Genomic DNA, 4,485 nt, shown 5'->3' with positions numbered 1-4,485 from the left:
GCTCGCCGCCGAGCGGCGGGCCGCCGACGTGGCACCCGAGGCCCGCCGGGCCGCCGGCGACGCCTTCGCCGGGTCGTGGTTCGACGCCGACGGCAACCGGCTCACGGTCGCCGTCACCGCCGGGGCGGACGCGGCGACGGTCCGGGCCGTCACGTCCACCGGCGCGGAGGTGCGCACCGTCGAGCACAGCGCCCGCGTGCTGGATGCGGCCAAGGCGCGCATCGACCGGCTCAGCGCGCCCGAGGGCGTCGGCAGCTGGCACGTCGACCCCGCCGCCAACACGGTGGTCGTCGAGGTCGTCGACGGCGAGCGCGCCGACAACGATGTCCGGGCCTTCCTCCGGCAGGCCCGCGAGGCCGGTCCGGTGACCGTGCGGACGGTGCCCGAGGCGCCGGGCACGTTCGCGGCGGGCACGGTCGGCGGTGACCCGTACTACACCGGCAACGTCCGCTGCTCCATCGGCTTCTCCGTCCACGGCGGGTTCGTGACGGCCGGTCACTGCGGTGGCGCCGGTGCCGGGGTGAGCGGCTGGGACGGCTCGTACATCGGGACGTTCCAGGGCTCGTCGTTCCCGGAGAACGACTACGCCTGGGTCAGCGTGGGCAGCGGCTGGTGGACGGTGCCGGTCGTCCTCGGCTGGGGGACCGTCTCCGACCAGCTCGTGCGCGGCTCGGCAGAGGCGCCGATCGGTGCGTCGGTCTGCCGTTCCGGCTCCACGACCCACTGGCACTGCGGGACGGTGCTGGCCAAGAACGAGACGGTCAACTACAGCCAGGGTGCCGTCCGCCAGATGACGAAGACCAGCGTCTGCGCGGAGGGCGGCGACTCGGGCGGCTCCTTCATCAGCGGCGACCAGGCCCAGGGCGTCACGTCGGGCGGCTGGGGCAACTGCACGAGCGGCGGGGAGACGTGGTTCCAGCCGATCAACGAGATCCTGAACCGCTACGGGCTGACACTGCACACAGCGTGATCACCACGCCTCGGCGCACGGCCTGACGCGGGTGCCGCGACACAGGGCGCGACCCCTGCGTCGCGGCACACGGCCCACCCCGACACCTCCGCACCCGGCCCGACACCCGCGCACTTGGCCTGCCGCCGGTACGCCGGGCACCCGACCCGGCCCCGGCCTCTCGGCGGGCGGACCGGGGCGGCGGTCCGGCGGGGCGAGGGAAGTGTCGTCCGGTGGTGCCGGTGCCCCGGCGGGGTGGAGGGAGCGCCGGACGACGGGTCCGGCGGGTCCGGCGGGTCCGGCGGGACGAAGGCAGCCGTCCGGTCGAGCCGGCGGGGCGGCGGGACGAAGGCAGCACCGTCCGGTCGAGCCGGCGGGGCGGAGGCAGATCCGTCCGGTGGTCCGGTGCTCCGGCGGGGCGGAGGGAGCACCGGACGGTAGTGGGGGCTTGCGCTTTGCCGGTGTCGGGTGGGGTTCTCAGTCGTCCGCCGGGCCGTAGGGGGACTCCCCCGTCCACCGGCCGCCCGCCGTGGACAGGCGGCGGTAGGCGGCGCGGGCGTGGCGTACGCGGGCCAGGGCCGTGCCGACGAGGGTCGCGGTGAACAGACAGGCCAGCCACGCCGCGTCGCGGGCGCCGGCCCAGGTCAGGGTGCCGGCGGGCGGTATCGCGAAGCCGTTGAGGGACAGCCAGCACAGCACGGCCGTGCCGGGGGCGGCCGTGAACCGCGCGCAGAGCCCGAGCAGGGCCGCGAGGAGCGAGAGCAGCGACAGGGCGAGCACCGGACGGCCGGGACCGACCGTGGTGTTCACCAGGGCCACCAGCGCGAGCGCGCCCCCGAAGGCCGCAGTCCATATCAGGGGAGCCGCCATCGGCTGGGGGACGGGCCTCGCGCCGCTGCCCAGGGGCACCCACTCGACCATGCTCACGGCTCCTTCCGCTCCCGGGCCCTCCGACATCGGCGTCGGCCGCCCACCCTGCGGGCAGATTGTCCCATCGGCGTGGAGCCGGTCCGCCGCGCGGCCGGATGCCACCCCCGCACACGTCGGCCGCTCTCCGGTGCCTGAGCGCCGGGGAGCGGCCGATGTCGCGGGCGGGTGCCTACCGTTCGATCTCCGCGGGCTGCGGGGTCTCGGACGCCTCGGTCCCCGCCCGGTCGTCCTCGGCACCGGCGCCCCGTCCGGAGCGGTCCGGCACCGGGCCGCCGCGGCCCGGGAACAGTGCCGCCGCGGCCCGCAGACCGGACGCCAGTACGTGGGCCCGGCCCGCGACGATCGGTCCGAGGACGGCGAGTACCAGCACGTACCCGGCGATGAAGGGCGCGAGCCTCGGGTCCAGTCCCGCGCTCGCGGCCATCGCGGCGAGGATCAGCGCGAACTCCCCCCGGGCGACCAGCGTGGTGGCGATCTCGGCGGCGGGCTCGGCCCCGTAGCGGTAGACGCGGGCCACGCAGAGGCCCGCGATGACGTTCATGACGATGGTGAGCCCCGCCGCCAGGGCGACCGGTACGGCGACGGAGGCCAGGTCGCCTGGGTCGATGGCGAGGCCGAAGGCGAAGAAGAAGATGGCGGCGAAGGCGTCGCGCAGCGGATGCACCAGTTCCCGGATACGGGGACCGGACGGCGTGCCGGCGAGGATCAGACCGACCATGAACGCGCCGATCGCGTCGGCGACCCCGAGGACCTCGGAGACGCCCGCGACGAACACCGCCGCGCCGAGGAAGCTGATGACCAGCAACTCGTTGTCGGGGGTGGCGACGAGACGGCCCACCAGCCGGGTGCCGAAGCGGGCCGCGGCGGCCAGCACCAGCAGGAACCCGAACGCCTTGCCGGCCTGCAGCGCCATCTCCCCGAACCCCTCGGCACCGCTGATGACGGGCTGGAGGGCGGCGAGGTACAGCGCGAGGAAGATGTCCTCGACGACGATGACGCCGAGGATCAGCCGGGTCTCCGGGCGGCCGATCCGCCCCGTGTCGATGAGGATCTTCGTGACGATCGCGGACGAGGAGATGCCGAGCACACCGGCGAGGACCAGCGCCTCCCGCAGTCCCCAGCCGAGGGCGAAGCCGAAGCCGAGGCCGGCCCCGACGTTGAGTATCAGGTAGATGCCGCCCGCGGACAGCAGCCGCCTGCCGCCGCTCTTGAGGTCGTCGAGGTGGAACTCCAGGCCCAGGTAGAACAGCAGCAGCACCAGCCCGAGCGCCGAGAGCATCTCGAAGTCGTGCGCGTCCTCGACCAGGACGATGCCGGGGGTGTGCGGGCCCAGCAGGATGCCGGCGAGCATGAACAGCGGGATCGTCGGAAGTCCGATCCGGCCGCCGAGCCGGGCCAGGAACGCGGCGGCCAGGAACGCGCCGCCCATGGCGAGCAGGGTGTCAGCGTGCCCCATGGCGCACCGCCTTCGGCCGCGCGGAGAGTCGGGATCGCTTCACGTGACGGGGGTGGATGCGGGTCCTCCTTCAACTGTCCAACTGTCTGGTCTGCGAGGTCGTCCGCGTGCGGGTACCGCCGGCCGGCACCGGCGGGCGGCGACGGATACGCGAGCGCGAACGGCCGTACGGGAAGGACTGGACGACGTCCGACGGCGGCCTGCCGCCCCGGCGCGGAGCGCGACGGCGCGCCCGGCCGGACCGCGGCGTGCGCCCTGCGGTCCCGGCCGCCTCCGCCCCGGCTGGACCCGGGCTCCGCGACCGCCTCCCCCGCCCCGGGAGTCCGGGGCGCGGCGTGCCTCCACCGTCACATGCGGGGCCGCCGCGGGCCATCGGGGGCGGGACCCAATTCCGAGGGGGGCGGACACCCAGTGCGCCGCCGGTACGGCGGGGGTGTGCCGGGGGTGTGCCGGGGGCGGACCGTGGCCGGTTCGGAAAAGCCGGCCGTGGTCCGGCCCGTCGTACCGGACGTGGGAGGACGGCACGCCCGGGTACCGTCCCCGGCTTCCCCGGGCCCGGACCGGGACACTCCGCCACACGGGTGGCCGACCGATCGGATCATGGCCCGGTCCGGCGCCGAAGGCAATGCGCCGCGCGAATCTATCTCTTCCGTCCCGTCCCGTCCCGTCCCGTCCCGTCCCGGAAGGCGCGTATTCGTCATGGGCGCTTACGGACCGAGCCTGTCCGGCGTACCCAACGTTGAATTGCCGCTCTTTTACGCCCGTTTGCTGCCCCACGAAATCAGTTGTCCGCCCGGCTTCACGGCACGGCTCACTCCCCGGACGCCAGGTCCAGCGTCCACCAGGGGCCGCCGGGGCCCTGTGCCACGCCCACCCCGGCGTGGGTGTAGCGGCAGGTCAGGAGGATGGAGCGGTGCGCCGAGCTGTCCGCCCACGCCTGGACGGCGGCCTCCGCGCCGGCGGACCCCGCGGTGACGTTCTCGCCCGCCGAACGGACGCCGTAGCCCGCGGCCCGCATCCGTTCGGCGGGTGAGCGGCCGTCCGCCCCGGTGTGGGTGAGCCGCCCGCGGCGCGCCGTGTGGCGGCTGTGCGCGCCGGCGGCCCGGGTGAGCGCGGAGTGCTCCCGCACGGCGGGGCAGCCGGCCCGCGC

Annotated in this window: 4 protein-coding genes; 1 reads left to right on the top strand and 3 read right to left on the bottom strand. The window is 75.3% G+C overall.

From position 1 onward, the window contains the following. Positions 1-970, top strand: a 970-nt coding sequence (locus UW392_RS16165) for a S1 family peptidase (protein ID WP_320775705.1), incomplete at its 5' end; no start/stop codon positions are given. A gap of 456 nt (positions 971-1,426) precedes the next feature. Here the strand turns inward: UW392_RS16165 and UW392_RS16160 are convergent. The 3 genes from UW392_RS16160 to UW392_RS16150 form a co-directional block, all read right to left on the bottom strand. After that, entirely contained in the window at positions 1,427-1,870 is a 444-nt protein-coding gene (locus tag UW392_RS16160) for a hypothetical protein (protein WP_320775704.1), read from the bottom strand. 178 nt (positions 1,871-2,048) lie between these two features. Continuing rightward, positions 2,049-3,335 (bottom strand): cation:proton antiporter, encoded by a 1,287-nt coding sequence (locus tag UW392_RS16155; RefSeq protein ID WP_320775703.1) that lies wholly within the window; start codon positions 3,333-3,335, stop codon positions 2,049-2,051. An 811-nt stretch (positions 3,336-4,146) separates the two neighbouring features. Beyond that, on the bottom strand, positions 4,147-4,485 hold a 339-nt coding region (locus UW392_RS16150), incomplete at its 5' end, for a CAP domain-containing protein (RefSeq protein ID WP_320775702.1).

The organism is Streptomyces sp. CRN 30 (genome assembly GCF_034105845.1).
This window is presented reverse-complemented; position numbering and strand designations above follow the sequence as displayed.